We start from the raw sequence: 26,594 nt of genomic DNA on the forward strand, positions 1-26,594 counted from the left end.
ATCACTCCAATAATGCAATCAGGCCCTTGCAGGGAACATGAACCCAGTCGGGACGGTTATTAATCTCATATTCAATTTCATAGAGTACCTTTTCCAGCATAAAAATTTTCAATAAAAAGAGCAGGTTGGCTTCATCAGCGGGCAGTAAGCTGCGAATTCCGTCAAAGTTTAGATAGCTGCCTAAGTAGAGTTGACAGATCCAGGCATAGAGCTTTTCAGGTGATAATTCTTTTAAGGCTAAATCCGTCTCTTTGTTTTGCGTTACGGTGTAAACGGCATAGTGAAAAGAGCGAAGCATTCCGGCAATATCTTTCAGAGGGGAACGTTTTATCTTGCGTTCGGACAAGGGGCGATTAGGCTCTCCTTCATAATCAATAATGATAAAATCATCACCGGTATAAAGAATCTGTCCGAGATGAAAATCGCCATGACAACGAATTTTTTTACCGTTAAAACGTTTATTCAAGAGGGACTGTACTGTTGCTTTTAAACGGCTTTCAGCCAGTTTATCCTGAAGAGAGCTGTATAGCTCAGGCTCAAGCGATGATTTTAAAGAACTGACATGCTTTTTAGCTTTAGCAAGTATAGAACGCAGGGACTGATAGAGACTTCGCTGATCAAACCAATTGAAATCTTCCTGTTTAAAATCCGAGCTCGAAGAGGATTCGGCTAAAGCGATATGCATGGCGGCTGTTTTTTCGGCCAGTTTTTCTATGGAATTCGAATAAATCCCCAGCATTTGGCTTACTTGTTCAGGAACCGGTACCAGTTTATGCCAGGGCAAATCCACAGCAGGAAAAACCAGCGAGTCGCTGTTTCCTTCTTCCAGCAAATTACTTAAATGGTTGATACTGTATGCCCAGGCATCTCCTTCATTCGGGATATGTTCCTGAATAATCCCTAAGGTAACCGGTTTCCCCTGATCCTCGTACTGCAAATGAGAAAGGATTTTGGGCAAGCGAAAATGACTCTTTTTCATAAGTAATTCGGTAATTTCTACTTCCGGATTAATACCTGTTTCACAGCGGCGATATAATTTAAACAATGCAGCATTGTATCGTATGGATGTATTGGATTGCTCGGCGTTAATGGGTTCTTTTTGAAAATTGCTTTCTGACAAAAGGCTTTTCTTATACCCGCGGTTAGGCATTATCGACAATTTGCCCCGAGATCCCTTCAACTGACGATTGGAGCCGAATAAATTAAATAATTCGCTCCATAAAGCAGGAATATGTGCGGCATCTACCAAATAAGCCGATTGCGTTTCTGTTTTTAGAGTACATATAACTTTTTGATTGGCGGTTTGGCTGATTTCATGATGATCTTCCTCTCTGGTAATGAACAGAGAATATTTTTCCGCTTCCTTGTCTTTATATTCCACCAGGATAATTAACAGATAAACAGGGGTTGGTTTATTCAGTGCCATAATGGAATCGTAAATTGAGAGCTTAGTGATCTTATGGTTTTTTGATCGATACCATCGGCAATTAATGATGTAATTTTCCAATACAGTTTCAAGCTTGTTTTTTGCTTTTCCTTCAAAAATTTCTGAAAGATCCTTTTTGATTTCTATTTCATCCTTTTTTCGCTTATCTGAAATAATGGATTCTGGTTTCTGTAATTCCAGCCATAGGAACCCATAGGCTGGAAGCACGAAGAAATAGGGTGTTTCCTGTATCGGGGGAAATTGGTTTTTCCCAAATACTTCCAGCAGTTTAAAATTAGCGAAACTGGACAAATCAAGAAAAGTGGATTGAATATTTTTTGATAGATTAATTAAGACCAGTAAGCGCTGCTCTTCATAAGTTCGATAAAATGCGAGAATTTTGGGATTTTCAGCGGTTAACAATTCAATCGTTCCCCGCCAAAAGGCAGGATGACTATTTCGTACTTCGATGGTACGTTTCATCCACCATAATAAAGAGTGGGAATTTTGCAATTGCAGCTCAACATTGACTGCCTGATAATTATATTCCGGATCAATAATGACTGGCGAGTAAAGCTTTTGCGGGGTTGCCTTGGAAAAGCCGGCGTTTAAATCACCTGACCATTGCATGGGCGTTCTGACCCCATTTCGATCGCCAAGATAAATATTGTCCCCCATACCGATTTCATCGCCATAATAAATAATAGGAGTGCCTGGCAGGGAAAATAGCATGGCATTTAATAATTCAATTCGCCGCCTGTCGCCATCAAGTAAGGGGGCCAAACGTCTGCGTATTCCCAGATTAATGCGCATTTGCTGGTCCTGGGCATACATGCGGTACATGTAGTCACGCTCTTCATCGGTAACCATTTCGAGGGTTAATTCGTCATGGTTACGAAGAAAGATAGCCCACTGACAGTTTTCGGGAATCGCCGGAGTCTGTTCAATTATATCAATGAGCGGAAAGCGATCTTCCATTTTGACAGCCATGTACATTCTTGGCATCAGTGGGAAGTGAAAGGCCATCTGACATTCGTCCCCCTGGCCAAAATATTGTACGGCATCGTCAGGCCACTGATTAGCCTCTGCTAACAAAAGGCGGTTGGGAAACTTCTGTTTGACATGAGCGCTTAGCTTTTTTAAAAATTCGTGGGTTTCAGGCAGATTTTCACAACTTGTGCCTTCTCTTTGAAACAGGTAGGGAATGGCATCAAGCCTTAAACCGTCAACGCCCAGGTTTAACCAGAAGTCGACAATTTTAAAAACTTCTTTCTGAACATTCGGATTATCGTAGTTCAAATCGGGCTGATGCGAGTAAAAGCGATGCCAGTAATAGGCTTTTGCTACAGGATCCCATGCCCAATTGGAGGTTTCAAAATCACGAAATATAATGCGCGCGTCGGCATATTCGCTGGCATCATTACTCCAGGTATAAAAATTTCGCCAGTAGGAGCCAGGTTTTGCGCGCCTTGATTTCTGGAACCAGGGGTGTGCATTGCTGGTATGATTGATTACCAGTTCGGTAATAATTCTAATATTACGCTGATGGGCTTCTTTCAGCAGGGCTTTAAAGTCCTTTAAAGAACCATAAATGGGATTAATGCTGCTATAGTCCGCGATATCATAGCCTTCATCTTTAAGTGGTGAGGGATAAAAAGGCAGAAGCCAGACGGCATTAATTCCCAGAAATTTCAGATAATCGAGTTTTTTTATCAATCCTTGAAAATCACCAATCCCATCGTCATTGCTGTCAAAAAAACTGCGGATGTGAATTTGGTAAATGACTGCATCTTTATACCAGTCAATACGTTCTCCGAATTGGCTATCCTTGCTCATGCTGAATTCTCTCTGATATGAAATAGGTGTGCGCAACGAGCTCTGGCCGGATCCAGCTCTACATAACAGGAACCTGTATGCCACTGATAAGTTTCATCATGCAGTAAGTCATGTACTACAAAGTCATCTCCTGGCAGTGGAAGATTATTGCGCTTAATATCAACGAATCCCGATTGCTTATACTGATAGTCAAGATTAACCACAATAAGAATATGATCCTGATGTTCTTCACAGTGTTTGCTATAGCAAATCAGTTGTGGGTTATCTGTATTGTGGAAGCGAATAGACTGTGTATTCTGTAAAGCCGGATGATGTTTTCGAATGCGATTGATTCTTGAGATAATTGCATCAATATTTTGACTGCTCTTTTTATGTTGTTTGATCTCATATTTTTCAGAATCAAGATATTCTTCGGACCCTTCATGCAGGGGGGTATGAATACAATTTTCATAAACGGGGCCATAAAGACCATAATTACTGCTTAAAGTGGCCGCCAGTATAAAGCGTACAATGAATGCAGGCTGACCGCCTGTTTGCAGACACTCGGGCAGAATGTCAGGGGTATTCGCCCAGAAGTTGGGCCTGAAGAAATCAGAAACCGGTTGAGAAACCAACTCTTCCATATAGGAAGTCAATTCTTCTTTTGTATTGCGCCATGTGAAATAGGTATAGGATTGACTAAAACCACATTTAGCCAGGTGATACATGACCTTGGGACGGGTAAACGCTTCCGACAAAAATAAGACTTCAGGGTGATCTTTTTTTATTTCCTGAATCAGCCATTCCCAGAAAACAAAAGGCTTGGTATGGGGATTGTCTACGCGAAACAGGGTGATTCCGGCTTTGATCCAGTAGTCTATGATCGATTTAAATTCCAGCCACATGGCCTGCCATTGTTCAGAGCCAAAATTTAAAGGATAAATGTCCTGATATTTTTTAGGTGGATTTTCTGCATATTGCAGTGAGCCATCTGGTAAATGTTTGAACCATTGCGGGTGTTTATGCAGATAGGGATGGTCCGGACTGCATTGAAGTGCGAAATCAAGGGCAATATCGATGCCCATCGAGCGGGCTTTATTAATCAAATTTCTAAGTTCTGAATAGCTGCCCAGTTCAGGATGGATGGTCTTATGATCTCCATCCGGGCTGCCTATCGCCCAAGGACTGCCTGGCTCATGTTCCATTGCGGTAACTGAATTATTTTTACCTTTACGATTGGTTTTGCCAATAGGATGGATCGGAGGAAGATAAATTACATCAAAACCTAATTCCTTAATATGGGGAAGATAATTAATCAAATCCTGAAAACTTCCATGCTGACCTGATGAGGAAAGCGATCGTGGAAACACTTCGTACCAGGCACTAAATCGCGCTTTAACCGGATCAACCCGAATACTGAGAATCTTCTCATAACGAGTTATAAAGGTGGGGGTGATATGCTCTCTCAGCCACTGGTTGATATTATTTTTTGAGAAAAATTTTTCGATTTTGGAATAGGATTTTTCATTATTAATTTTGTCGACAATTATTTGAAGTATTTTGTCGTCTTTGCTTGCAATATTTTTAACAAAGTTTATTCCAATCTCTCTTTCATTTGCAATATCCATTTTTAATTGCATTTTTTTGATAAATCTTTTTTTCCATGTTGAGAACTCATCGATCCATGCCTCAACTGTGAAATGATAAACCCCTATTTTTTTGGCAAGGAAATTTGTGGTAACGCAATCATTGTCAGGAGAAGAAAACTTTACTCTTTTCCATTCAACCTCGGACTCATGTTTGTAAATTAGCTCCGCATATATTTCATCGATTCCGTCGGTGAAAATATCAGCATCTACAATGATAGTATCATTCAAGATTCGTTTCACCTGATATTTTCCATTATCAACACTAGGGTTAACCCTAGTAATAAACACCCGTTTTAATCCCTCAATGTTTTTTAGTGAACTACTCATGATTATTGTCCTCTTTACAGGGTCCTTTGATTTGGAATACAATGAATTTTATAAACATTATTTGCTAATTATCTGATGCTACACTATTTTTATTTACCTGACGACCTAATTGGAATTTTAAATGTTGCAGATGAAAAGGACTTTTCTATACCTCGCATTGCTATCGTTTTCCATTAATTTTGGATTCACTTTTCAATTGTCAAATTTGAGTGCTCTTTTTAAAATATCAGGAGCAAATGATTTTATATTACCTTTGCTCTGGTTAATTCCGCCATTAACCGGTATTTTTATTCAACCTTTGATAGGCTATATAAGCGATAAATCTGTAACTAAAATTGGACGGAGGAAACCCTATATTCTGGTATGGGGATTAGTCGGTGCGGTTTCTTTTTTTCTGCTTCCTTTTCAAAACTCACTATTTAATATTGTACTTTTTACCTTCTGTATTGACTGCAGTCTCAATGGCAGTGCAGAAGGCCTTCGCGCCTTGACTGCAGATAGCTTTCAGGAAGATAAAACTCGTATGCAGGCATTTTCAGCCGAGGCTTTTTTTGCTGGCCTTGGTGGTGTTCTAGGTGCTTTTCTACCGATTGCAGTGCATAAAATCTATGCTATAGAATCAAGTGATTTTTTGCTTCCATTGAATCTCAGTATCTCCTACATGACTTGCGGAGTTTTATTCATAATTGTTGTATTTTTCTTTCTTAGAAAAGTGGACGAAAAACCGGTAAATTTGCTTAGACTTAATTTTGGCCTGTTCTGTAAATTGCTAAGGGAGCTTGCAGTCAGTATCAAAGGCATACGCCAGGAAATCAAAAAAGCCGATTCCTTATTTTTGAAGTTATTAATAATTCACAGCATATCCTGGATGGGAGTTTTCATATTTTGGTTATATTTTAGCTTGTGTATCGCTCAAGAAAATTATCATTTTCCTTATACTGATTCGTCTAATGAAAATCTTCATTTAATGAAGGCTGCCAGCCTCGACAGCTCATTTTATTTTTCACTCTATCAATACGTTAGTCTTATGTTTACTATGCTCGTTTTTATATTCTCAAAATATATAAGAGTCGAGACTTTGCATGGACTCGCATTATTTGGCGGCGGTATAGGCGTGGGGCTAATTGGTTTTGTAAGCTCTTCAACCAGCCTTATATTTTCATCGATTTGTATTGGAATAATGTGGGGAAGTTTAATCTCTTTACCTTATGTGGTGCTCTCAAAATTTTTACCCAGGGAAAGTATCGGTACCTATCTGGGTATCTTTAATATGAGTATTACGTTTCCTCAGATCATTTGTGCTTTGATATTACCTCCTGTCTACTTCTATTTTCTAAAGTCTCATGCTGCCTATGCTCTGTTATCAGGAGGCGTTTTAATCCTGATAAGCAGCGTCTTTTGGCTCAGGTTATTCCATTTTCAGCCTGAGCTGCGCCGTGCGCCAGCGTTGTTGAATAAATAGGAAGCCTGTCGCAACGCGGATTAAATGATGTTGATTCCAAAAAACGGCAGGCTGTAATAAATCCCGCTTAGTATTAAAATAATGACTGCAATTAGCGTGATTGTTCTATTCATGTTTTATAAATCCTTGTTTGCAAATCTTTTGGCTTATGTGCCTGGTCCTCCCAGACGCCAGATGCCATCCCATTCAGAAACTGGTGAATCGAGAAATGCCTGGCAACGTTTTATATACACACTTGCCAATTGATCATCGGGATAGACTGGGGTAAGTGTTTCAAACAGATTAAGCGCATTTAACCATTCGCCTTGCTGATAATAGCTAAACGCTTTGATAAATGTTGCTTTGTATTGGTCCAGATTTTGGATGTTGTCGTCAGTAATAAGTTCATAAATACGGGTACTTTCCTGCTTACCACGAACCGCAACCTCATCAAGCAGGCGAAAATTAAATTGATCGGCCACCTGTTTGAAAGTGCTTTCGCTGACAATGACCTGAGTATGATATAGTTTGTTCACTGCTTCAAGGCGGCTTGCAACGTTCACTGTGTCACCCAGGGCTGTATAACTGAGTCTTTCTTCCGAGCCGACATTGCCGACAATCGCCTCACCTGAATTGATTCCAATGCGAATATGGAACAGAGGAAAATTATTCTGCTGATTGAGCTGATTGGTATGCTTTAGGCGTTGAGCCATATCAATAGCTGTCTGGCAGGCATGCAAAGCATGCTCTGGGTCACTAAGAGGCGCATTCCAAAGCGCCATAATGGCATCACCAATGTATTTATCCAGTATTCCCTCGTGCACGATAACCGCTTCGGTCATCGCCTGGAAATAATTGGATAAATACGTGATTAATTGTTCCGGGCTTGATTGTTCTGTCAGATTTGTAAAATTTTTAATATCCGAAAACAGCACTGTGATTTCCTGGCGCTCACCGCCCATTTCTGCAATTTTTCCACTTATAATCAGTTGCTTGACTAAACTACTGGGCACATAGCGCTGAAAGGATAAAAGGCTGGATTGCATATGGGTAAGACTGGTATCCATATAATTAATTTCTTTGATGAGCGTCTTTATAGGCGGTCTTTGCTGTATGTCAAGACGCGCTATCTGCTGGGCTTCATTTGCAATCTGAATAATGGGTTTTGAAATCCGTTGTGAGAAAACGCGGGCAATGAGAATGCCCAGTAATAATACACAGGCTGTCCATAATAAGGTATGAAGGCGCAGAGTTCTCAACGGAGCTAACACATCACTGGCCGGAACAATAATCGTGATGTACCAGGGTTTTGATTGATGCGATTCCATAATCGGTCGATGAATGAGGAAATACTCCTCACCTTCATGCTTAAAAGAGCTCACTTCAAACAAGCCGGTCGTTTTATTTAAAATTGATGAAGGGATATCCAGTTTTTTCAAATGATAGGCGAGATGGTTTTTGTCTATAACAAGATCTCTCTTTTCATGAGGGATGCGATAAGCGATGACTTGTTTGCTATTATCAGTTACATAAATCAGTGAGTTTTGGGTCAAATTGAGCTGATTAATGAAAGTCTGGATCCCTTCGATGGATAAATCCATCGCGAAGACTCCAATAAATTTATCGTTTTTATTATAGACAGGTATTGCTGCAGTAACGCCATAAACAGTACTTTTATAGTTACCAAAATTTACGAATTGATATACATTGGTCCAGGTGGGTTTTCTTATAGCCTCCGCTTCCAGATACCAGGGGCGCAGGCGAGGGTCATAGTCGTGAAGCTTTACTGTTTCAATCAGCTGGCCTTGTTCATTGTATTCATAGCGTTCTTTGATAGGAGGAACATTGGTGTTTAAAATATGATTTAAGCCAATGATATTTTTTTGCGTGCGGTCGACACCATAGAAATCGCCTTCTTTGGTTCCATAATAAATCATAAATAATTGCGGGGTATCACGAATTGATTCGAGGAGGTATTTGTCAAATTCTTTCGGATCGATGGGGTCAATAATCTTTTCTTTTAATAAATTTTTCATTTTTTGCAGATCCCGGTTCAAGGGATGCAAGTAATTATGGATGCGTTCATTAAGCAGTAGAGTCGTCTCAATAATGAGATTTTTTTCGCTTGCACCAAGGATTTGATTTAAAGCGCGATAATTGATAAACATAATTGCAAAGCCGATTAACCCTAATAGCAGAACAAAGAGGGTAATGATGCTTAGGCGTATACTTACCATGAATCCTTTTAATTGCATGAACATTTCTCAATTTTTTCTCTCTAACAAAGTATATGAGTGTTTTTAAGGCTTTGCCTGCGATTTGAGATAGCAGGAAAGGCCTGGTCGTATTTTTGATTAACTTTTTTTCAGAGCTCTGTTAATATGCCTTTGGATAAAAAAACCTGCTAAAGCGATAAATCGTTTTGCATTCGGAATCAAACACTTCAATTTCCGAAGCAGGGAATGACTCACAATGAATAATAATAATCGGAGCAAAATGTGGCTAAAAGCTCGCAAAAAATATGGTTTTTGCAACTCATTCGATCTGTGGGCTGTGTACTGGTTATCTATACCCATTGGTTTGGTCTGATTTTAACCCCTAATGCCATTCATGAAATGATTTTCCAGGATCCCCTTCCTGATTATCCTCATGTTCAGCTCACTGAATATCTGGGCATCATCTTCAGCCATTTGGGGCTTAGTGATTTCAGAGCCGGCTTTTTTAGCCTGGGCTTATTTTTCCTGCTTAGCGGCTATATTATTCCTTTCTCATTGAGAAATTCGACACCCTTCACCTATCTTGTTCGTAGGCTATTTCGTATTTATCCAACCGCTATTGTCTGTCTGATTATCGCAGCCAGTACAATCACCATCGCAAATCATTATACGGGAAGCTCTCTAATCCCTGACGTTTTTCAGCCCCGCATATTAATAGCGAACCTGCTATTAATACGAGATGTTTTACATACGCATCATATTGAAAGGGCGCTATGGACGCTCGAAATTGAAATGCACTTCTATCTTTTATTTTTTATCTTTTTTTATTTTTCCATTGAAAAAAGAGTTGAAACATTTCTATTGTCGGCGGCGTTCATGCTTTTTGCCAGCCAGTTTTTTGTTTATTTCAGTGGATTTTTCCATGATGAAACACGCACTCTGGTCATGGGGTTCGGTAACTTTCTTGCCATGAACAGCAGTTACATTACTTATATGTTTGTGGGCACCGCATTTTATTATACCTTGTCAAAGCAGTGGTCTGTTCTGACGGGAATTACCACAACCATTTTGATGATGTCGCTTAATTACTTCTGCCTGAATACGGGAACTATTTTAAATGGCACTGGCAGTTTAATTTTTATTAATCATTGTTTCGGGATTGTCATGTTCCTGTTCCTGTATCGAATCAATGATCGAATTCCTTACAGCAAATACCTGAATCACTTCGCTGAAATTTCCTATCCTCTTTATTTATTACACGGATTTACTGGTTATACGATCTATTTCCTCATTTACCCGCTGACTCAGAATATTGCCTTGTCGGCGACCTTATCCCTTTCTCTGGTATTCATTCTGGCAAACCTTGTCCATTTCACAGTGGAAAAGCCAAGCATGACTTATTCCAGGAATTATTTGAAAGCCCGAGAGGGAAGAAGCAGGGCTTTGGCGGGGGATTTGCAGGCTACGGCGGATTAAGAAAAGAGAAAATCCCCTCTCCCAAGTGGGAGAGGGCCAGGGTCACTGCCATTAAGTTAAAGAAATTTTTTGTCTTTCCCGCGAAGGCGGGAATCCATTCCTCAATTGGCATTATAGCGAGCTTAGAGATGGATCCCCGCCTTCGCGGGGAGGACAGTTTATATACAACTGAGCTTAACTTAATGGCAGTGAGGGCTAGGGTGAGGGTTGATTTTAACCACCTCTCTCTAACGCGCAACAGTAGGACCCAGACTGTCGAGATCAAGCACCTCAACCGGAATGGCATCCAATTCATCAGTTTGCTTGACAGCTTGCAATTCCTCTTTAATTGATTTGAACATTTTGGAATCGTAATTCACTCCCTTGATTTTACTGTAAGAAACATTATTAACAAAAATATCTTTAAGAAAGTCGGCGAACTTAAGGATGGCAATCCCGAGGGATTCAACAACCGTTAATTCCTTTTGTTCTTTTCTATCAATTATCATTTGAGCAGCAGGGCTAAACTCAACACCATGTCTCTGCAAATCACGTAAAAGCAAGATGTTGGTATGCTCAACTGCTGACAAACTTAAGTTGACTGTTTTCATTAACTCTCTGGCAATACCAGGTTTTTTCGAGATTAAATAACTGGTGACTGAACTGCGATTGGCACGTATTGCTTCAAGCAGATAGCCGATTTTCTGTTCGTCTGTCAGTTCAGTTCCGGAGGAATGAAGCTGTTTCATAAGACGTCTTACTGATTGAACATCGCCGCTACTAATCGCATTGCTCATGGGACTGGGGTTTTTGGAGCGGGAATATTTACTTTGTCCTAAAATCAATTGAGAAAGTTCTGAATCAACATTCTCAGGCATACTTTGTATAAATCGGACCAGCTCCTCTGGGGAAAATTGAGCTTCTAATTTCTCCTTTGCCTTTACAAAGTTTTTTTGCGCATTCTCCAGTGATACTGCTCTGTAATCCTCTATCAATTCAGCAAGTAGTGTCGCATTTTTACCGGAGGTGGCAGCAGAAAGGAATACATCGGTAGAAATATAGGTCTCGTAAAATGCTTTAAAATGTGTATTCCCTTTCAAGATTCCTATTATGTCTTCCCTACCCAGGCTAAAAGCGTAGTCCCAGATGATGAGCATCTGATTCTCTTTATCTATATGCGCCAGTAAGGCTTCAAGTGCCGAAGTATTATTAGACTTTACCGCGCCCATGGCGGCTTCCACATAACCATTCGCCCCGCGTTGCTTCAGGTATTCAATCACTGATTTATCATTGTGCGCGGCAGCAGCAGGAAGCGTTTTAAAGAATTGACCGTCGCATTCCGCAACTAGATTAGGATCGGGGAGATACTTTTGGTATAAACTTTCAATATGAGGAAATACTCTTTCTTCATTTTGTTTTTCAGGATGTCTCAGTATCTGTATTTCAAGGCCCAAATTGCCTTTGCTATAATGAAAAACATTAGAATAAAGTTCTTTAACTAAAGCAGTTTCATCAGCGAACTTTTTAAATCCATTGCTGTAGTTGGGATCGTAGACAATGTAATTACCATTCGCTTTATGGATAGAAATGGCATGATTGATACTACCGACAATCATCACCTCATCGTCTTTTAGTGCAATATCCTGTAAGGCTTGTATCCAGTTACTCTTTGAAGCGGCCATGCAAAAACTAAAAGAAGAACTTAGTGGAATTCCTTTAATTTTTAAAGCCTGCATCGCAGTGACCTGATGCAGCTTATTATCAAATTCGTGGGGGGCAAAGGCTAGAAGCGTCTGAAAGGCAAAATTATTGATGTCCTCGTCGGTGATATTGTTATCCCGTTTTCCTTCTGAAATATATTTCAGTATGTTTTCAAATTCCTTACTTCGTCCTTCAAGCACATATTTTGCATGAACGATGGCGAGCCCATTACAAATCCCGGTGCGGTTCATTTCAAAGGGGAAGTTGTTGGCTTTTAAATATTTGTTTAAAACATTAATAATTCGTCCCTGGTTAACATCGGTACTCATAAAGGCTACCTCACCTGTATTACTCTGTATTTTTTACTATTGTAATCAATTAAGATTAAGAGAGGATTAACCAGGCTTTATTCAGAGTTGCTTGCCAGGATTTATTTACCTAAGTGCCCGGCTGCTGCACTTTATGCGCGATACCTAAAGAGGTAAATTAAACTGCCATCCCCCGTGTAGGTATTGTTGCGTAGGTGCACAAAGAACCGTCTTTGCGAGCGTTAGCGAAGCAATCCAGATCCTCACTTTATTCAGGCTTCGATCTGGATTGCTTCACTTTGTTCGCAAAGACGACAGGTTAGTTACTTGATTCTATTTACAACAATTCCTTCCCGAAAATGACACAATTTCCGTAACCTAAGCGCAGCTCAGAGAGAACAGGAGCGAATCACATTGGTTTAGTCGTCTTCAAACCCGATATCGGTATGTCCATATGGTAAATATAATGTTCAATAATTTGTCTTGCCTGTTCGCTGGTTAAGGGTTTAGTGATAGCCCCTTCCATGAAATAATCATTGCAATCGATTTTAACCACATCGGCCTCATAACCGGTTAAAGCAATGATTGGTACGCGGAAACCGCTTCCATCTTCCATCTGACGGAATTTTTTGGAAACGATGTATCCTGAACCATCTTCCAGACCAATATCCATAAATACCAGGTCATATTTTCCAGGTTTAAATAAACTGGTTGCTTTCTCTCCGGAATCAGCGACATCCACCTGACAGTCGAGCTGCATTAACAGGGCCTGCACGGCTTTTTGAGCGATGGCATTATCCTCAATCATTAATACTTTTGGAGGATTTTTAGGGTCGCGAAACACGAGCGGATGGGATTGCTCTGTATCGGAAACATGGGCTTTAAGCCGTTCTTTGAGCTTGCCCAGTTCTTCTTCCATTTGCTTTCTTTCAGTCGTATCTACCAGAATAACCACCATGCCGGTTATTTGTTTGTGCTCATTAAACAAGGGGATACGGGAAGAATGATAATAGACAATCTTTTCACTGGCGTCGATTACAGGGGCTTCTTTTACGTCAATCAGTGGTTTTGCTTCAAGCAGTGCATTAATATCATCTTGTTTGAGCTTCTGAATTCTTGCTTCGGAAAAATGACTTTTTTCTACAAGCTGTGAGTAAACAGTCCCTGGCAAGTCTTCCAATTTTTCCAATTGTAAAAGATCAAGAAAATTCTGATTACAATCGACAATCATACAATTTTTGTCTAATACGTAAACCAGATTAGGCATGTAATTGATTATGCTGTGATAATAATGATGCAAAGACTCTAGGTTATTTAATTCTTCATTGGTTGCATCAGTCATTCTTAACCCTCCTCTTAAGGTTCACCAAAAGTATAGACCATTTACTGCTATATTTTTGAATAAAATGGGCTGTTTTTACAAAGGTAAACATGGATAAATATACGGACCGCTGTCAGGCAGGAAGACTGCTGGCTACATACCTTGAAAAATACAAAAACAGCGATGGAATTGTGCTTGGATTACCGCGCGGAGGAGTTCCTGTAGCCTGCGAAGTAGCTAAAAAATTTCACCTGCCGCTGGATGTGGTAATTGTAAGGAAGCTGGGATTGCCAGGTTACAAAGAGTTGGCAATGGGTGCAATTGCTTCCGGAGGTACTGTTTTCTTTAACGAGGAGTTGATTAAAACTCATAATGTATCCGCACAAGCGATTGAAGCAGTTATCAAAGCAGAAACGCGTGAGCTTTTGCGGCGGGAAGCGGTCTACCGCGGCAAGCGGCCATATCCTGTTCTGACTGGAAAAAAAGTTATCTTAATCGACGATGGTATTGCCACTGGCGCCACACTCAAAGCGGCTGTGGAGGCAATCAAAAAACAGAATCCTTCCTCGATCACCATTGCTGTTCCGGTGGCCGATCCTATGGTTTGTAAAGAACTTGAAAGACTTGTTGATGAAGTGGTTTGCCCGCTACTGCCTCCTGATATTCAGGCGGTAGGGCTTTGGTACGATGATTTCCGCCAAACCAGTGATCAAGAAGTACTCAGTTTTCTAAAGCCTATTTTTTGATCAAAACCTCTTTACAGTTTTGTAAAAAAACTTGACTTTTCGGATGCAATCGTTGTTAAATATCTGAACAAACTACTCAGGAGGCAATGATGCGATTGCTAAAATTATTTCAAATACTGAACAACATTGAGCAAAACAGATACTCAACATCCCAACACCAAGAGGTCAATCTGGCCGAAGAACAACGGCCTGAGATACTGCTAATTACCTGTGTCGACTCTCGAGTCGTTCCCGAATTAATATTCAATGCCGGACCCGGCAAGATATTTCCAGTAAGGAACATTGCAAATCTCGTACCGGCTGATCCAGGTAAAAGCGCCGCATCAGGTATAGAGTATCCCCTGGCCACTATGGATAGTATTCAACATGTTATTATTTTAGGGCATTCCAATTGCGGAGGTATGAAAGGTCTTACCAATCCAGGAATAAAAGATAAGGTGCCTTCAACTGCATCCTGGCTAAATAAACACGCAGCGGGCGTCATTCCCAGAGTTTCTGCAATGCCTGGTTATTCAGATCTCTCTGAGCGGGAAAAACTGAATCTGATTATCCAAACCAATGTCGAAATGCAAATGGAGAAACTGTTAGAGTATCCTCTGATTAAAGCAAAGCAAAAAGAAGGGGTCACTGTTCATGGCTGGGTTATGGATGTTGGGGATCAGGTAATTTCTCAGGCTTATGATATGGAGTCAAAGCAATTTTTAAGCCGAGAGGATGCCGAAGAAAAGATATTAAATCAAATTGCCAGACAGGCGCTCGAAAAGGTGACCCTTGAGTATATAAGGACAGCAGTTGGCAATACCGACGCAGGTGAGGGTGTCAAATCACTGATGGAAAAACTCAAACAATTGAAAATCAATATGGAGCCGATTTGGCCTGAAATTGAGAGCAGTTTTAAACGATATTTAATGTCGCATTTGGATGAATTATATAATGGAAACGAGCCTGTTTTACTCAAATTAATCGAATCAGTTCCGCAAATGAAATTAGCGAATTTACAGGTAATTCAACAGGAAGTAACAAACTCTGTTCCTTATCAGAACTATTGCGCAGGGCTTGTTCGTCAAGGGGGATTTCTGAGCGAACATCGCGCCGCCTATGCCAGTGTTTCAATGGCCACGGATGTAGTCAATGCGAACACAGGTTCAGTAGCTAGGCTCTAAGCACTAGAAAATACGCGGCAATATAATTCGGTAATTTCTCAGTTTTACGAAAAAACTCTTCTCGGCTGGAAAAACTTCCAGCCAGATAATCAATCTGGTATAAATTATTGGCAAACGCCCCTCCAGTATCAGCCAGAATACCCATGCGGGTAATCGATTGCTCTTGTGCATTCGAGTATTGAATCAGAAGGAGTTTTCCCAAGCCAAATTGCTGCAGATCGCCGGCAAATGTCACCTCAGTATTAACTGTAATCTTATGATCCGCATCTTTTCCATAGCCTTTAATGCCTTCGACTTCTCTGAAATACCAGAAACGCTCCTGTGCATAGGGCTTTTTATTGCGATCATAGGCAATATTATTGCAGCGATGGACATTGAATATTTTTTGCTGGCCATTGGGGAAGGAGGCTACCAGTGTTCCTTCCATTAAAGCTTCTTCAAGATCTGCCCGGCTTAAATAGGCCAATACCGGCACCTTTTTTTGCTTGAGCGCTCCTTTAAGAATCGCTTGTTTCCCATAGCGAAAACGGGTTAATTCCGGGTGCTGATTAGCTTCCTCAATAGTCAGCTGATGTTCATCATTCGGCAATCCATACAGGGCATAGGGATGTTCTCGAGTTGCTTTTTCGCTGACATTCGCCTGGTGCACAAAATATTTAGTCATTAAAACAGAATCTTTGGGCAAATTTTTCAACAAGGGCTTGCCGGAAGTGAACTTCTGAGCCTGAGTTAAGTCTGGATACCAGCGGATAAATTCAAAATTTGCCCTGATAAACGAAGGATCACTCATCTGCTTTTGATGCTGACAAATAAAAGCGAGCGTTTTTTTCACTCTTTCCAGAGAAACAGGCACTATTTTCCCGCCATGAATGACCTGCGGATCATAGCCTGGCCCTTTATTCAGATAAGCTAAAGTTTCTTTAGCGGTCGAGCATAGCGCTTGAGTATTGATTTCATAGACGCTTTGCAACTGTGGTTGCATGGGTTTAAATTGAGGGGCCGCTGCCAGAGTAAAACTAAGTAATAAGAAGGGCAATAAGCGTCGCAGCATTTTATAATCGCATAGATAAAATAATGCTTTTAGCAGAAAATCCTTTGAGTAACAATTGAAAATTTGTAATCAGGGGCCCGAGTTGTTAACTTCTGCGGCCAGGATAGATTATTTTAAATACTTTGGACTTTACTATGCAAAAAATTATTTTTATCACAGGTTGCTCAACGGGCATTGGTTATGAAGCAGCCGGTGCTTTGCATCAAAAACAATATCGGGTTATTGCTTCCTGTCGAAAAAAGGAGGATTTAACCCGCCTGGAGGAGCAGGGAATTGAAGCCTTGCAAATGGATATGAACGATAATGCTTCGATTCATCAAGGCTTTGAGTTGCTAATGCAAAAGACCAATGGCCAACTGGATGTATTAATCAACAATGCCGGCTATGGGCAGACCGGCGCTTTGGAAGATATAGAACGCAATACCCTGCGTGAGCAATTTGAAACTAATGTGTTTGGCTTAATGGAGCTGACCAGGCTGGTCATACCAGTAATGCGAAGGCAAAAAGCAGGCAGAATAATCAATATGAGCTCCATTTTGGGACTGATCAGTATGCCGTTTCGGGGAGCGTATAATGCATCAAAATATGCAGTAGAGGGTCTAAGCGACACGCTAAGATTAGAACTTCAGAGTTCAGGCATTAAGGTTATCACTATAGAGCCCGGCCCAATTGAAAGCCGTTTCAGGGACAATGCAATCAGTTACTCGTTGACAAAGATTAATCAGAAAGACAGCCATTTTTCCACACAGTATGATTTTATGCTGAATCATTTTCGCGAGCAAAAATCGAAATCAACCTTTACCTGCGGGCCTGATGCTGTGATTAAAAAAATCATTCATGCAATCGAGGCAAAAAATCCCAAGCCTCAATATCGAGTTACCTTTCCTGCCCATTTTCTTGCATTCCTAAAACGTATATTAAGCGTTCGCATGCTGGATCGCTTTATTGGGTTTGTTTCAAGAAAAGAGCTGGGTGAGTAAATTAGTTCATGGCTGTTGCTACAAAACCTGTCTTTGCGAACGAATGTGAAGCAATCCATTTCATTGCCTCATTAAAACTCCGATCTGGATTGCTTCGCCAGGGCTCGCAACGACGATTTCTTTCGGTGTAGGCTTTCGCAATAAAAACATGTACTAATACTCCCTTAAGAATAACTTGCGATAATCGCCCGAAGATGTGAGAAATCAGGGCGAATTAAATGGTTAAAGAGGTTAAAAAAAGATTATCCTACGATGAGCTGAATTCGATTATCGGAAATACACTTCCTGATGCTCAGAAACGAGCAGTATTTCAAGCGGCTTCTCATTATTTTCTCGATAAAGACGAAGTAAGAATAACGCTCGATTTTTTTAATTTAATTAATCAGATTATTCCCAATCTGGCTGAAAGCGATTTAATTAATCAAGGCGATATCCAGCGAAAGGCCATTTTATTTGTTGAAGAGGCGAAAGCTGCTGATTATCCGGCTGTATTGAATATACTAAAACAACACTCTGTCCAGTTAAGCTTAAAGCCCCAATTGCTTTTTTCAATCCTGCAAAAAGCCGCCAGTTTTCCGAGTGAATTTGATTTTCAATTAATGGACTACTATTTAGGCCATTGGGTGCATAGCGGGCTGCCTTTTTCTGAATTATATGAACAATTCAGAGAAATTGATAAAGCCTGGTTGTCAGAAAATAGTGGATGGATATTCAGTTTCATTCAGCATATTGTCGATAGGAAAGCCTTCGCTCCGGAAGAGATATATCGTTTACTTGCCAGATACAATGATTTGCTCTCCCAGGAAAATGGGCAGGAACAGGCAAAGCAAACACTGTTTTTATTGCAATCGAGCTTTAAAACCAATCATAAAAGTGTTGAATATATCCTGTGGTCGAATATTGCTGATTATTTTACGCGAATCAATCCCGCTCTTCATGACAAGGCAGCAGCCGTAGTGGCCAATTTTATTCACTTGATTTCAGATACCAGGGGAAACCCGGGACTGTGCTTTGAAGGTTTAATAAAACAGGATGTATTTAATTTCTCAAATCAGGAAATAAGGGAATTTCGCATCTTGCTTATGAATGCACTGACACAGAGAATATTCCATACCCAGGAGCTTAAATCAGAGCTTCTTTTTTTCTGGAATGAGTCACGCAACGACTGCCTGTTAAAAGACTGCTTCGCAGCTTATGCCTGCGGCGTTGAAACCGCTCTGCAATCGCCCTCAATTCCAGAAGCTTCTCAGAAGCAAGTACTGCTTTCTATAGCCCGCGAGTTGCAATCGATAGGAGAAAAAAATCCAACAATCAGCGAAAATTCCCATCGGGTCAAAGAGCTTCATGGCCATCTGCAACAGGCGATTAAAGGCTATGAAGCCAGATGGTTTAAATCAGATGCGCGAACTCATCAAGTAAGCAAGCTAAAAGCGAATGTTGATTCCTGTTTTAAAGGAAATACTGACAGCTCCCATTATTCGGCAGTATTGAAACTTATTCGCGATACCAAGAAAAAAGCGATGGCTGATGATGAGGTTATTAATACTTCGGGAAGCCGATGGTATGAGCTATTCAAGCACAATGGCAAGGGATATAGCCGTTATTACCAGACTTTAAATCAAATGCACGATATGGTTTTAGCCGCCTGGGCAAGTGATAATCAGGCAATTAACGAGCTGAATCAGTATTACCATTACATTGAAGAAGATATTACAGAAACTATAAAATTAGTAAGTGCTTCGATTAAATATTGGCTTGAAAATGATAAAACATATCAGGCTTTTAAAGCGGACAATAGTAAGCGCTCTTTTTTCTATAGCGAGAATCGTTACATGCAGCTTAGTGCTTGTGACGAATTTGCAGACGAATATCAATCGGGTAGTATAAAAGGCGTCTCGGAAGCGTTGCTCAAAATTGAAAAAGCACTGCCGCCGTATATTAAAAATTTAGTCAATGAGTTAAAGCAGTCTCTGGATGTTTATCAAAGAGACGAGCCGGATTATCAGCTCAATGGCTTTAATCCGGATCACTCGTTTTAGCAGGTCAGTCACTCGTCCAGAGGTTTCAGATTTTCAAGAGCGGTTGGAATCAATTCAGACACAGTGGGATGTATATGAACAGCGTCACGAATTAAAGTATAGGGCTTATCCGCATACATTACATCCAGAATGGAATGTATGATTTCATCCCCATTCACTCCTAAAACCGCGGCCCCCAGAATTTTGTTGCTTTCGGAATCAACAATCACTTTGATGAATCCGGTCGGCTCGCCTTTGATCATTGCTCTTTTAACCTGGGTCATAGGGCGCTTGGCCACCAGCGCTTTATAACCGGCTTTCCTGACTTGCTCCTCAGTCATTCCACAACGCCCCAGAGGTGGGTCAATATACAAGGCATAGGTCATAATCCGGTCATCGACACTGCGTTTACTGCCATTTAGAAGATTATCGGCAACAATTTGATAATCATTGTAAGCGGTGTGGGTGAATGCGCCTCGTCCATTGCATTCGCCCATAGCCCATACGCCGGGAACAGAGGTAGCCAAAAACTCATCGACCTCAATGATTCCGTGAGTATTGCGTTTGATATCGGTATTTTCAATTCCTAAATCTTCTGTGTTCGGGATTCTGCCAATGGCCATTAACACATGGCTTCCGCGATACAATTTGCTATCGTGTTTGCAACCAACCTGAGCAATGACCGCATCGCCCTCACGGTAAAATGACAGGCATTCTGTTTCTAACTCTATTTGTATTCCGGATTCGCGCATGATAGACAAGACGGTTTCTGAAACGTCAGAATCTTCACGGCCAATCAGTCGATCGGCCTTTTCGATCACCGTTACCTGAGAGCCGAAGCGCCTGAATACCTGCGCAAACTCAAGACCGATGTAACTGCCGCCAACTACAATCAAGTGTTCTGGAATAGTGTCGAGTTCAAGAATAGATGAGTTGGTAAAATAATCGATGCTGTCAATTCCTTTCATTGGAGGCACAAAGGCGCGGGCCCCGACATTAATAAATATATGGTCGGAAAATAAATTTCGGCCATTCACATGGACCGTATGATTATCTATAAATTTGCCCTGACCATAAAATACAGTGATATTAGGAGTATTTTTTAACCAGTTTTCAACACCGAGCGAAGCTTTCTGGATAAAGGCGTCTTTTCGCGCCTTAACCTTCTTCATATTCGTTCGGATGCTGCCGCTTATTTCAATTCCAAACTCATTCGCTATTTCGGCATGATGCGCTATTTCAGCGCTGGCAACGTAGAGTTTGGTAGGAATACAACCGGTATTGACGCAACTTCCTCCAAATTTATTGCGCTCGAGAATAGCAATTTTCCAACCTTCATTGGCCAAACGTACCGCCAATGAAGGACCTGCTTGTCCTGTGCCTATAATAATGGCATCAAACTGTTCAGCCATGATGATCTCCCCTGTTCCTTTTAAACTTAGCACAGGTTCTAAACCAGGTTCGCATCTTTGACATCCAGTAGAAAAATCTTTTTGTCGGTATCGCTGCTGAGCGAAACCCGGATGGAATGATTTTTCATTAATTTTTTACAGATGGCATAAGCGTCGTTCTTGTTTTTGGATTTTTGCAGCCTGAGCCAGGTATACAGGGTCAAAAATGAGCCATCACTATGGTTCTCGTAAAACGCATTGTGCGAAATAATCCCTGATTTATCTTTGATGTCAGCTGGCATCAGATAACCATAGCCGGTCGTAAACACGAACAGATTTTTTGTGCTGCGTTCTGCTTCGGCAGGGATATCATCTTCTTTGAATGTCCACACATCTTTGACATCCTCATAGGACACTAATTGCAGCCAGGTGTCGTCAATGGATGGGAATAGATTATAAATGGAGATACCACTGATAGCCTGTAACTGAGCGGGTAAATCCACTGTAATCCATTTAACCAGTTCGACTTCTTTCTCCAATTGATCCAGGGAAGGAGGAACACGATAGATTCCGAAACCGTAGCCCCAGAACGCCCATAAATATCCATTAGCTTCTTTATAGGTTTCTTTCTGCTCTGCACTTAATGACGACTCCTTGGCCGGGATGCCTTCTCCGCCATTATCGGTTTTGGATGACAGCCAGCCACGGTTAACAAATTCAACGCCAATACTGGTTGGATTCATTGCCGAGCTGTGATTTTCATGTTCTACCAAATCGTTGAATTGTAAGATAGTCGCATCACGTCTGACCGCCATGTGTGAGGTTTCATTGACCGAATCATCAAATCCATCGCCAGTATCCGCAGCGGATTCATGAAGCACCAGATGCCTGATACTGAAGGGATCGCGATAAGCGTTTTTACGGCGATTGTGAACTACAGAGCTATCTGTTTTCCAGTCTTTATAATTTTTAATTCCGGAAATACCGCTGTTAAATTCGATTGTGTTAATGACGATGGCAGTACTGCTGGAAGGGTTATACTCATTCAGATTCTTAACAATATCGGCTTCTGTGGGATCATTCCCTTCACTGGGTATAGCAATTTTATCAATAAAATGAACCACCTGAGTGGAGGGGACCAGCGGACTGTCGGTTACCAGTTCATTGAAACTATTGGAAAATTCCTCAAAACTCTGAGTCAGCTTTTTACCTTGTGCGGGATCAATAAGTTCCAGGGTTTTCTTATCATTACTAATGCCAGTAATAATACGGGCGTGCGCTGAGAATCCCTTGCCCTCATCTGCATCCGTAGTAACCCAGAGCGGGCCGTATTCAATCAGCCAGGCATGATAATTTTCAGCGGTGTACGGAGCAACCGGCTCGCCTTTCATTTTCAGGGCGGTGATAAAGTCCTGTTTTTCGGTATAGGGCAGGCCTTGTTTCTGATTGTAATAATTCAGATACTGTGGCCCTGCCTTGGTCATTACCTGCTCGACGGTATAATTTGTGCCGTCTTTCCAGCGCATCATCATCGTCGCCACAGTAGCCCAACAGGTATTGGCGCTTTCCTGTTTAATCGGAGTAATTCCTCCCTTGCCGATTTTCGTTTCAATGGCAGGGCCTGAGCCATTTTCATCATTAAATTTAGTGTTAATTTTAGTACCATCGGGCTTGGTAACCGCCACTTCACCACTTTTACTTTTACTGACTTTATCAAGGTTTTTATTAATACCTTCCTGAAGTTTATCGGCATTTTCATCTTTTGCCGGTGTATCCGATTTAGCGCCTGCACCTAAATAAGCATTGAGCGCTTTTTCGGTCAGTTCAGTTTTTTGTTTGGCATCTAAATTCGGATTACTGTTAATCGCTTTAATCGCATTATCCAGACGGCGCTCCATAATTTTTTGCATTTCAAGTTTGGCCGCTTCCTGACCAAATGTTTTGGTCGCATCAAACGATGCTTTGAGCGCTTCCAAAGCATTGGTTTGATTTTGGCTTAAGCCGGTTATATCGCGGAAAGAATCACCTTTGCCAAGAAGTGATAAGGTGCCGGCGATACCTGTTGGATCAGGCACATTGGGAGCATTTTGAATATTGACCACTGGATTCGCCAATGGAACAGGCTGTAAATTACCCGGATCCACTCTGCGGCTTTCGGTACTGATTGGGCTAATCGCTGTCGGACTATCCGGAATGGGAGATTCTTCCCAGCGCCAGAATCGGCTTTCATCCTTTTCCTCACAGGAATTACAACGTCCCATCATCGCTTCCGCATAAACTCCCTTGGTCGGAACACTGATGGAAATAGGATCGGTGGCTGAAACCATATAATAATCAAAGAGCGAATCTGACAAGCCAAAATTGGGATCAAGATTTAAACCCTGGGCCACTGGAAATACCAGGCTGTTGCCGACAATACCGATTAACTCGTTTTCAACCAGAGAGGCAAGACTTCGGCCCTGACCTTTTTCGCCGGGTAAAATAATGCCATCAAGTAGCATGAACCGTCTTTCCGGCGACATATGGTACCAAAGTGCTTTATGGTAATACTCAAGATGATCATTCAAATGGCTTAGCAGTGAGTTTAAGACCGCCAAATCATCCTTGCGCGGATCACGTAATTCATCAGCGCCTGGACCCGCGTAAAGAGTCGCGCCATCACTGGGTGATAAATCATCCTGAATACTTTGATAGCGGCAGAGAAAGCCTTCATAATGCGCTGTTTTATAGCGAATAAATCCAGAAACAATAATTATTGATGAATAATCAGGTAATACATTGGTCGTACCGCAGCGAATTTTAAGGTAGTGCAATTTGTCACGGCTAAACTGTGAAGGGCCCATGAATCGGATGGTAATATTGAGAATACCTTCTTTGCGGTAACGGGAAGTCAGGCTGCTATCGAAAGCCATCGAAGCGATTTCATTGCCGCTTTCATCGGCGACATGGAAGGTCAGGGCGCTTACGAAGGCGGTGGCAATCTTTTCTCCCAGCACCCGATGGAACACTTCATCCTTATTGCGGGCATTTTTTAAGTAATGTTCGTAAAAGCCTTGTGGTGTATCGGCTCCCATGAAGGGAATGAGACTTTGCCAGTTCGCTTCGTTAATATCTTCAACCATTTTTTTCTGATAGCCGATAATGCCGGTCGGTCCATAAATCGGTTTGGAATAATCATCCGTTTCCACCAGTTTGTCTTCAGGCCGACGAATAATAAATCGAATTTGAAAGCTGCCAGACGCATTGATGATTTTTTCGGAAGCGAATGTGCCGGAGGGAAAATTGCTGTCTATCCATTTGTTTTTCACCCGGGTTGCCGCTTCAAATCCTTTGGCAAGCCCGGGGTTCATTAAAGCAAGGGCTAAATGCTCTTTCCAGCGCAATACCTTATCCAGATCAAAACTGGTCATGGGTAAGGGTACAAACAGACATTCTCTGGCATCAGCAAGGCGTTGTCTGACCTTAAAGTGACGCAGTACTTCAAAATATTGAATTGTGATGGCATGGCAGTGATTGTAGTTGGCAACTGTTTCTGAAGAAACTTCAAAACGTTCCCCCTGAGAAACGGTTTGGATAACGGAAGACCGCTGGCTGCGTACGGCATTTGCAGATTGCACAATTCGATCTCTGATTTTCTGCAGATCGCTGGCTGATGTCTGTCTCAGACTATCCTGTGAGGCATTCGAGCTTGAGTAACCAGCCCCTCCGGATACGCCAAACAGAAGGCCGCCCACAAAGCCGCCGATACCCGCGCTGGCGCTGGCTGTTGTGGCGCTGGAGTTGCCTCTGACATTTTCCTGAATTACTCCTTTGGTGATTTCAAAAATATCACGATCGCGTCCCAGCGAATTATAGAGGCTTTCTTCATATTCAATCGATTGGACATTGGAGGCTGACTCCCGACGTTCCCAGTCAAACACCACAATCTGTTTCTTTTGTCCAGGAGCCAGAGGCAGGCTGTATAAAAGGTCGCCGAGTGAATAACCATCAGCAATCCATTCCGATTTAAAATTAAGGAGATGGCCATGCGCGACTGAAACCGATTGATAAAGTGTCGCATCTACATCCCAGTGAACGGTATTGTTAGCATCCAGAATAACCCTGCCCAAAGGCTGGGGAGGAATAGGGGCTATTTGTTTTTTAAATTGCAAGGCTTCATTCAATTCAATCAGCGAAACGATGTTATCCTTGTTTAAACCGTCTTCATTTTTTAGAAAATTGTGCAGCACATTGCGGCTGATTTTTATTTTCTTCAGTGATTCCGCCATTTCATTGCTGGGTGCTGGATTGACTGTTCCTGGATTGGCTCGTGATATACTCATTTCTGAGGGAGTAAAGCCGCCACGCATGGCTAAATGATTAAATGCAGGCAGTTTGAGAATAGGATCAATAATTTCCCAGATCTTTATTGGATGTTTATTCAATACTTCTTCCAGTGTAATCTCATCGTCTTCCTCGAGAATAAAACCACGAATTTCTGGCTCAGTAGTGCGGATTAAACTGAAAAAAGAATATTCCTCCAGAACGCGTTTATTGTTCTGCATATCGATTTCCTGGCAACCGCAGTCTGTTTCAGTTATTTCTTCGATATCTTCAAGTTCGGCAACCAGGATTACATGCCGTGGAAATTCCAGCAAAGAGGTTTCGCCATCAACCAATACTTTATCAAGATGTATGGGAACGGGATTTTCTTTTACATTTAAACCAATTCTTGCTGCCGCATAGGAAAAATTACCTTCGGGATATTCAATAAAAAAATAACCGCCTGCTTCAGTTCTTACTGTGGCTATTGCTTCAATTGGGCTGTCATTTTCTCTGGATGCTTCGAAAATAATCTGAATATCCTCCATATTTTTTCGCCCCAGTTTTTCCAGAAGACGCCCATAAACAAACAAAGGTTTTCTTTCCGGGATAATTGCGCTTGGCTCAGGAAAATTAGCAGGATTATAATCAAAGTCCAGAGTGACAGGCCTTTCTTCACGTAGCTCAGTAGCCGGGATAGAGTTCTGAGCCAGGATATTCCCTGATTTTGAAAATAGCATCAAAAATATATCTCTATCCATTACCAAATCATTGGTAAATTTAAGAGATAACTCTGCCGAAGAGGATGGGTAATATTTTTCAGTCTTAGGTAAAAAATTACCGGATTCTGCTTTGATAAAATATGAAGACTGTAAAATAAGATCCTGCCACGGAATTTCGTTGGCATTTGATTTCAATTGAAGTGTAATTTTCATGTTAATTTCAGCGTGCTGCAATGGAAAAACTGCAGTAAGGGCTGCTCCATTTTCTGTTGAATCGGATTGGAATTATTCCTTGCCGATATAATCTTTCCCTGATCAATTTGGAGTATAGCTGAAGAAAAAAATTTATTTTTAATCCAAGAAAAAAACATTTGATATTAATAGAAAAAGTTCAATATTTTTGTAACTCCGCCGGTACGTCATCCTGAGCGTCATGTACGTCATCCTGAGCTGAATGATCCCCACGAAAATTACCATTTTCTGCTCAATTCATTTTGAATGATTTGAGCAAGTGGTTCATCGTGGAATTTAAGATACTTAAATCCATCATGCTCAATAATTA

The 26,594-nt window shown here is 41.3% G+C and carries 14 protein-coding genes; 6 read left to right on the top strand and 8 right to left on the bottom strand.

Features of this window, described 5'->3' with window-relative positions; all coding sequences use genetic code 11:
• Position 1 precedes the first annotated feature (1 nt).
• Together treS and E1O89_RS14310 are read right to left on the bottom strand one after the other, a co-directional pair.
• Positions 2–3,262: a maltose alpha-D-glucosyltransferase gene (treS, locus tag E1O89_RS14305; protein ID WP_133140748.1), complete on the bottom strand. Its 3,261-nt coding sequence runs from the start codon at positions 3,260–3,262 to the stop codon at positions 2–4.
• On the bottom strand, positions 3,259–5,217 hold the full coding sequence (locus E1O89_RS14310; protein WP_133140749.1) for an alpha-1,4-glucan--maltose-1-phosphate maltosyltransferase: 1,959 nt from the start codon (positions 5,215–5,217) through the stop codon (positions 3,259–3,261). The genes treS and E1O89_RS14310 overlap by 4 nt, the downstream gene beginning before the upstream one ends.
• A 121-nt stretch (positions 5,218–5,338) precedes the next feature.
• Between E1O89_RS14310 and E1O89_RS14315 the strand changes: the two genes are divergently transcribed.
• On the top strand, positions 5,339–6,679 hold the full coding sequence (locus tag E1O89_RS14315; protein WP_133140750.1) for an MFS transporter: 1,341 nt from the start codon (positions 5,339–5,341) through the stop codon (positions 6,677–6,679).
• Between the two features lie 146 nt (positions 6,680–6,825).
• On the opposite strand, the gene E1O89_RS14320 is transcribed toward E1O89_RS14315, so the two are convergent.
• Positions 6,826–8,913 carry an adenylate/guanylate cyclase domain-containing protein gene (locus tag E1O89_RS14320; protein ID WP_262337538.1) on the bottom strand — a complete coding sequence of 696 codons (2,088 nt, stop codon included), beginning with the start codon at positions 8,911–8,913 and terminating at the stop codon, positions 6,826–6,828.
• A 243-nt stretch (positions 8,914–9,156) separates the two neighbouring features.
• Between E1O89_RS14320 and E1O89_RS14325 the strand changes: the two genes are divergently transcribed.
• Positions 9,157–10,350: an acyltransferase family protein gene (locus tag E1O89_RS14325; RefSeq protein ID WP_133140752.1), complete on the top strand. Its 1,194-nt coding sequence runs from the start codon at positions 9,157–9,159 to the stop codon at positions 10,348–10,350.
• Between the two features lie 227 nt (positions 10,351–10,577).
• On the opposite strand, the gene E1O89_RS14330 is transcribed toward E1O89_RS14325, so the two are convergent.
• The gene (locus E1O89_RS14330) at positions 10,578–12,359 is read right to left on the bottom strand and encodes a YopT-type cysteine protease domain-containing protein (RefSeq protein ID WP_133140753.1); all 1,782 of its coding nucleotides are present in this window, start codon (positions 12,357–12,359) and stop codon (positions 10,578–10,580) included.
• A 388-nt stretch (positions 12,360–12,747) separates the two neighbouring features.
• Positions 12,748–13,680, bottom strand: coding sequence for a response regulator (locus tag E1O89_RS14335; RefSeq protein ID WP_133140754.1), 933 nt, complete (start codon positions 13,678–13,680; stop codon positions 12,748–12,750).
• A gap of 89 nt (positions 13,681–13,769) precedes the next feature.
• Here E1O89_RS14335 and E1O89_RS14340 point away from each other — a divergent pair, with 89 nt between their 5' ends.
• On the top strand, positions 13,770–14,405 hold the full coding sequence (locus E1O89_RS14340) for a phosphoribosyltransferase (RefSeq protein ID WP_133140755.1): 636 nt from the start codon (positions 13,770–13,772) through the stop codon (positions 14,403–14,405).
• A gap of 86 nt (positions 14,406–14,491) precedes the next feature.
• Complete coding sequence (locus tag E1O89_RS14345; protein WP_133140756.1) at positions 14,492–15,568, top strand: carbonic anhydrase; 1,077 nt, start codon at positions 14,492–14,494, stop codon at positions 15,566–15,568.
• Here E1O89_RS14345 and E1O89_RS14350 read toward each other — a convergent pair.
• Positions 15,558–16,619: a hypothetical protein gene (locus E1O89_RS14350; RefSeq protein WP_133140757.1), complete on the bottom strand. Its 1,062-nt coding sequence runs from the start codon at positions 16,617–16,619 to the stop codon at positions 15,558–15,560. The genes E1O89_RS14345 and E1O89_RS14350 overlap by 11 nt on opposite strands.
• Positions 16,620–16,753: 134 nt before the next feature.
• Between E1O89_RS14350 and E1O89_RS14355 the strand changes: the two genes are divergently transcribed.
• Both E1O89_RS14355 and E1O89_RS14360 read left to right on the top strand, forming a co-directional pair.
• Entirely contained in the window at positions 16,754–17,599 is an 846-nt protein-coding gene (locus tag E1O89_RS14355) for an SDR family NAD(P)-dependent oxidoreductase (RefSeq protein WP_133140758.1), read from the top strand.
• Between the two features lie 218 nt (positions 17,600–17,817).
• Entirely contained in the window at positions 17,818–19,638 is a 1,821-nt protein-coding gene (locus E1O89_RS14360) for a hypothetical protein (protein ID WP_133140759.1), read from the top strand.
• 8 nt (positions 19,639–19,646) lie between these two features.
• On the opposite strand, the gene E1O89_RS14365 is transcribed toward E1O89_RS14360, so the two are convergent.
• Together E1O89_RS14365 and E1O89_RS14370 are read right to left on the bottom strand one after the other, a co-directional pair.
• A complete protein-coding gene (locus E1O89_RS14365; RefSeq protein ID WP_133140760.1) occupies positions 19,647–21,029 on the bottom strand; it encodes an FAD-containing oxidoreductase in 1,383 nt (460 codons plus the stop codon).
• Between the two features lie 38 nt (positions 21,030–21,067).
• Positions 21,068–26,245: a papain-like cysteine protease family protein gene (locus tag E1O89_RS14370; protein ID WP_133140761.1), complete on the bottom strand. Its 5,178-nt coding sequence runs from the start codon at positions 26,243–26,245 to the stop codon at positions 21,068–21,070.
• Positions 26,246–26,594: the final 349 nt, after the last annotated feature.

Source organism: Legionella genomosp. 1, from assembly GCF_900640215.1.
GTDB lineage: Bacteria > Pseudomonadota > Gammaproteobacteria > Legionellales > Legionellaceae > Legionella_C > Legionella_C quinlivanii_A.

Excerpts from the sequence above, each read along its gene's own strand:
- treS (WP_133140748.1), bottom strand. The coding sequence starts at position 3,262 with ATGAGCAAGGATAGCCAATTCGGAGAACGTATTGACTGGTATAAAGAT.
- E1O89_RS14310 (WP_133140749.1), bottom strand. The coding sequence starts at position 5,217 with ATGAGTAGTTCACTAAAAAACATTGAGGGATTAAAACGGGTGTTTATT.
- E1O89_RS14315 (WP_133140750.1), top strand. The coding sequence starts at position 5,339 with ATGTTGCAGATGAAAAGGACTTTTCTATACCTCGCATTGCTATCGTTT.
- E1O89_RS14320 (WP_262337538.1), bottom strand. The coding sequence starts at position 8,913 with ATGCAATTAAAAGGATTCATGGTAAGTATACGCCTAAGCATCATTACC.
- E1O89_RS14330 (WP_133140753.1), bottom strand. The coding sequence starts at position 12,359 with ATGAGTACCGATGTTAACCAGGGACGAATTATTAATGTTTTAAACAAA.
- E1O89_RS14335 (WP_133140754.1), bottom strand. The coding sequence starts at position 13,680 with ATGACTGATGCAACCAATGAAGAATTAAATAACCTAGAGTCTTTGCAT.
- E1O89_RS14340 (WP_133140755.1), top strand. The coding sequence starts at position 13,770 with ATGGATAAATATACGGACCGCTGTCAGGCAGGAAGACTGCTGGCTACA.
- E1O89_RS14345 (WP_133140756.1), top strand. The coding sequence starts at position 14,492 with ATGATGCGATTGCTAAAATTATTTCAAATACTGAACAACATTGAGCAA.
- E1O89_RS14350 (WP_133140757.1), bottom strand. The coding sequence starts at position 16,619 with ATGCTGCGACGCTTATTGCCCTTCTTATTACTTAGTTTTACTCTGGCA.
- E1O89_RS14355 (WP_133140758.1), top strand. The coding sequence starts at position 16,754 with ATGCAAAAAATTATTTTTATCACAGGTTGCTCAACGGGCATTGGTTAT.
- E1O89_RS14360 (WP_133140759.1), top strand. The coding sequence starts at position 17,818 with ATGGTTAAAGAGGTTAAAAAAAGATTATCCTACGATGAGCTGAATTCG.
- E1O89_RS14365 (WP_133140760.1), bottom strand. The coding sequence starts at position 21,029 with ATGGCTGAACAGTTTGATGCCATTATTATAGGCACAGGACAAGCAGGT.
- E1O89_RS14370 (WP_133140761.1), bottom strand. The coding sequence starts at position 26,245 with ATGAAAATTACACTTCAATTGAAATCAAATGCCAACGAAATTCCGTGG.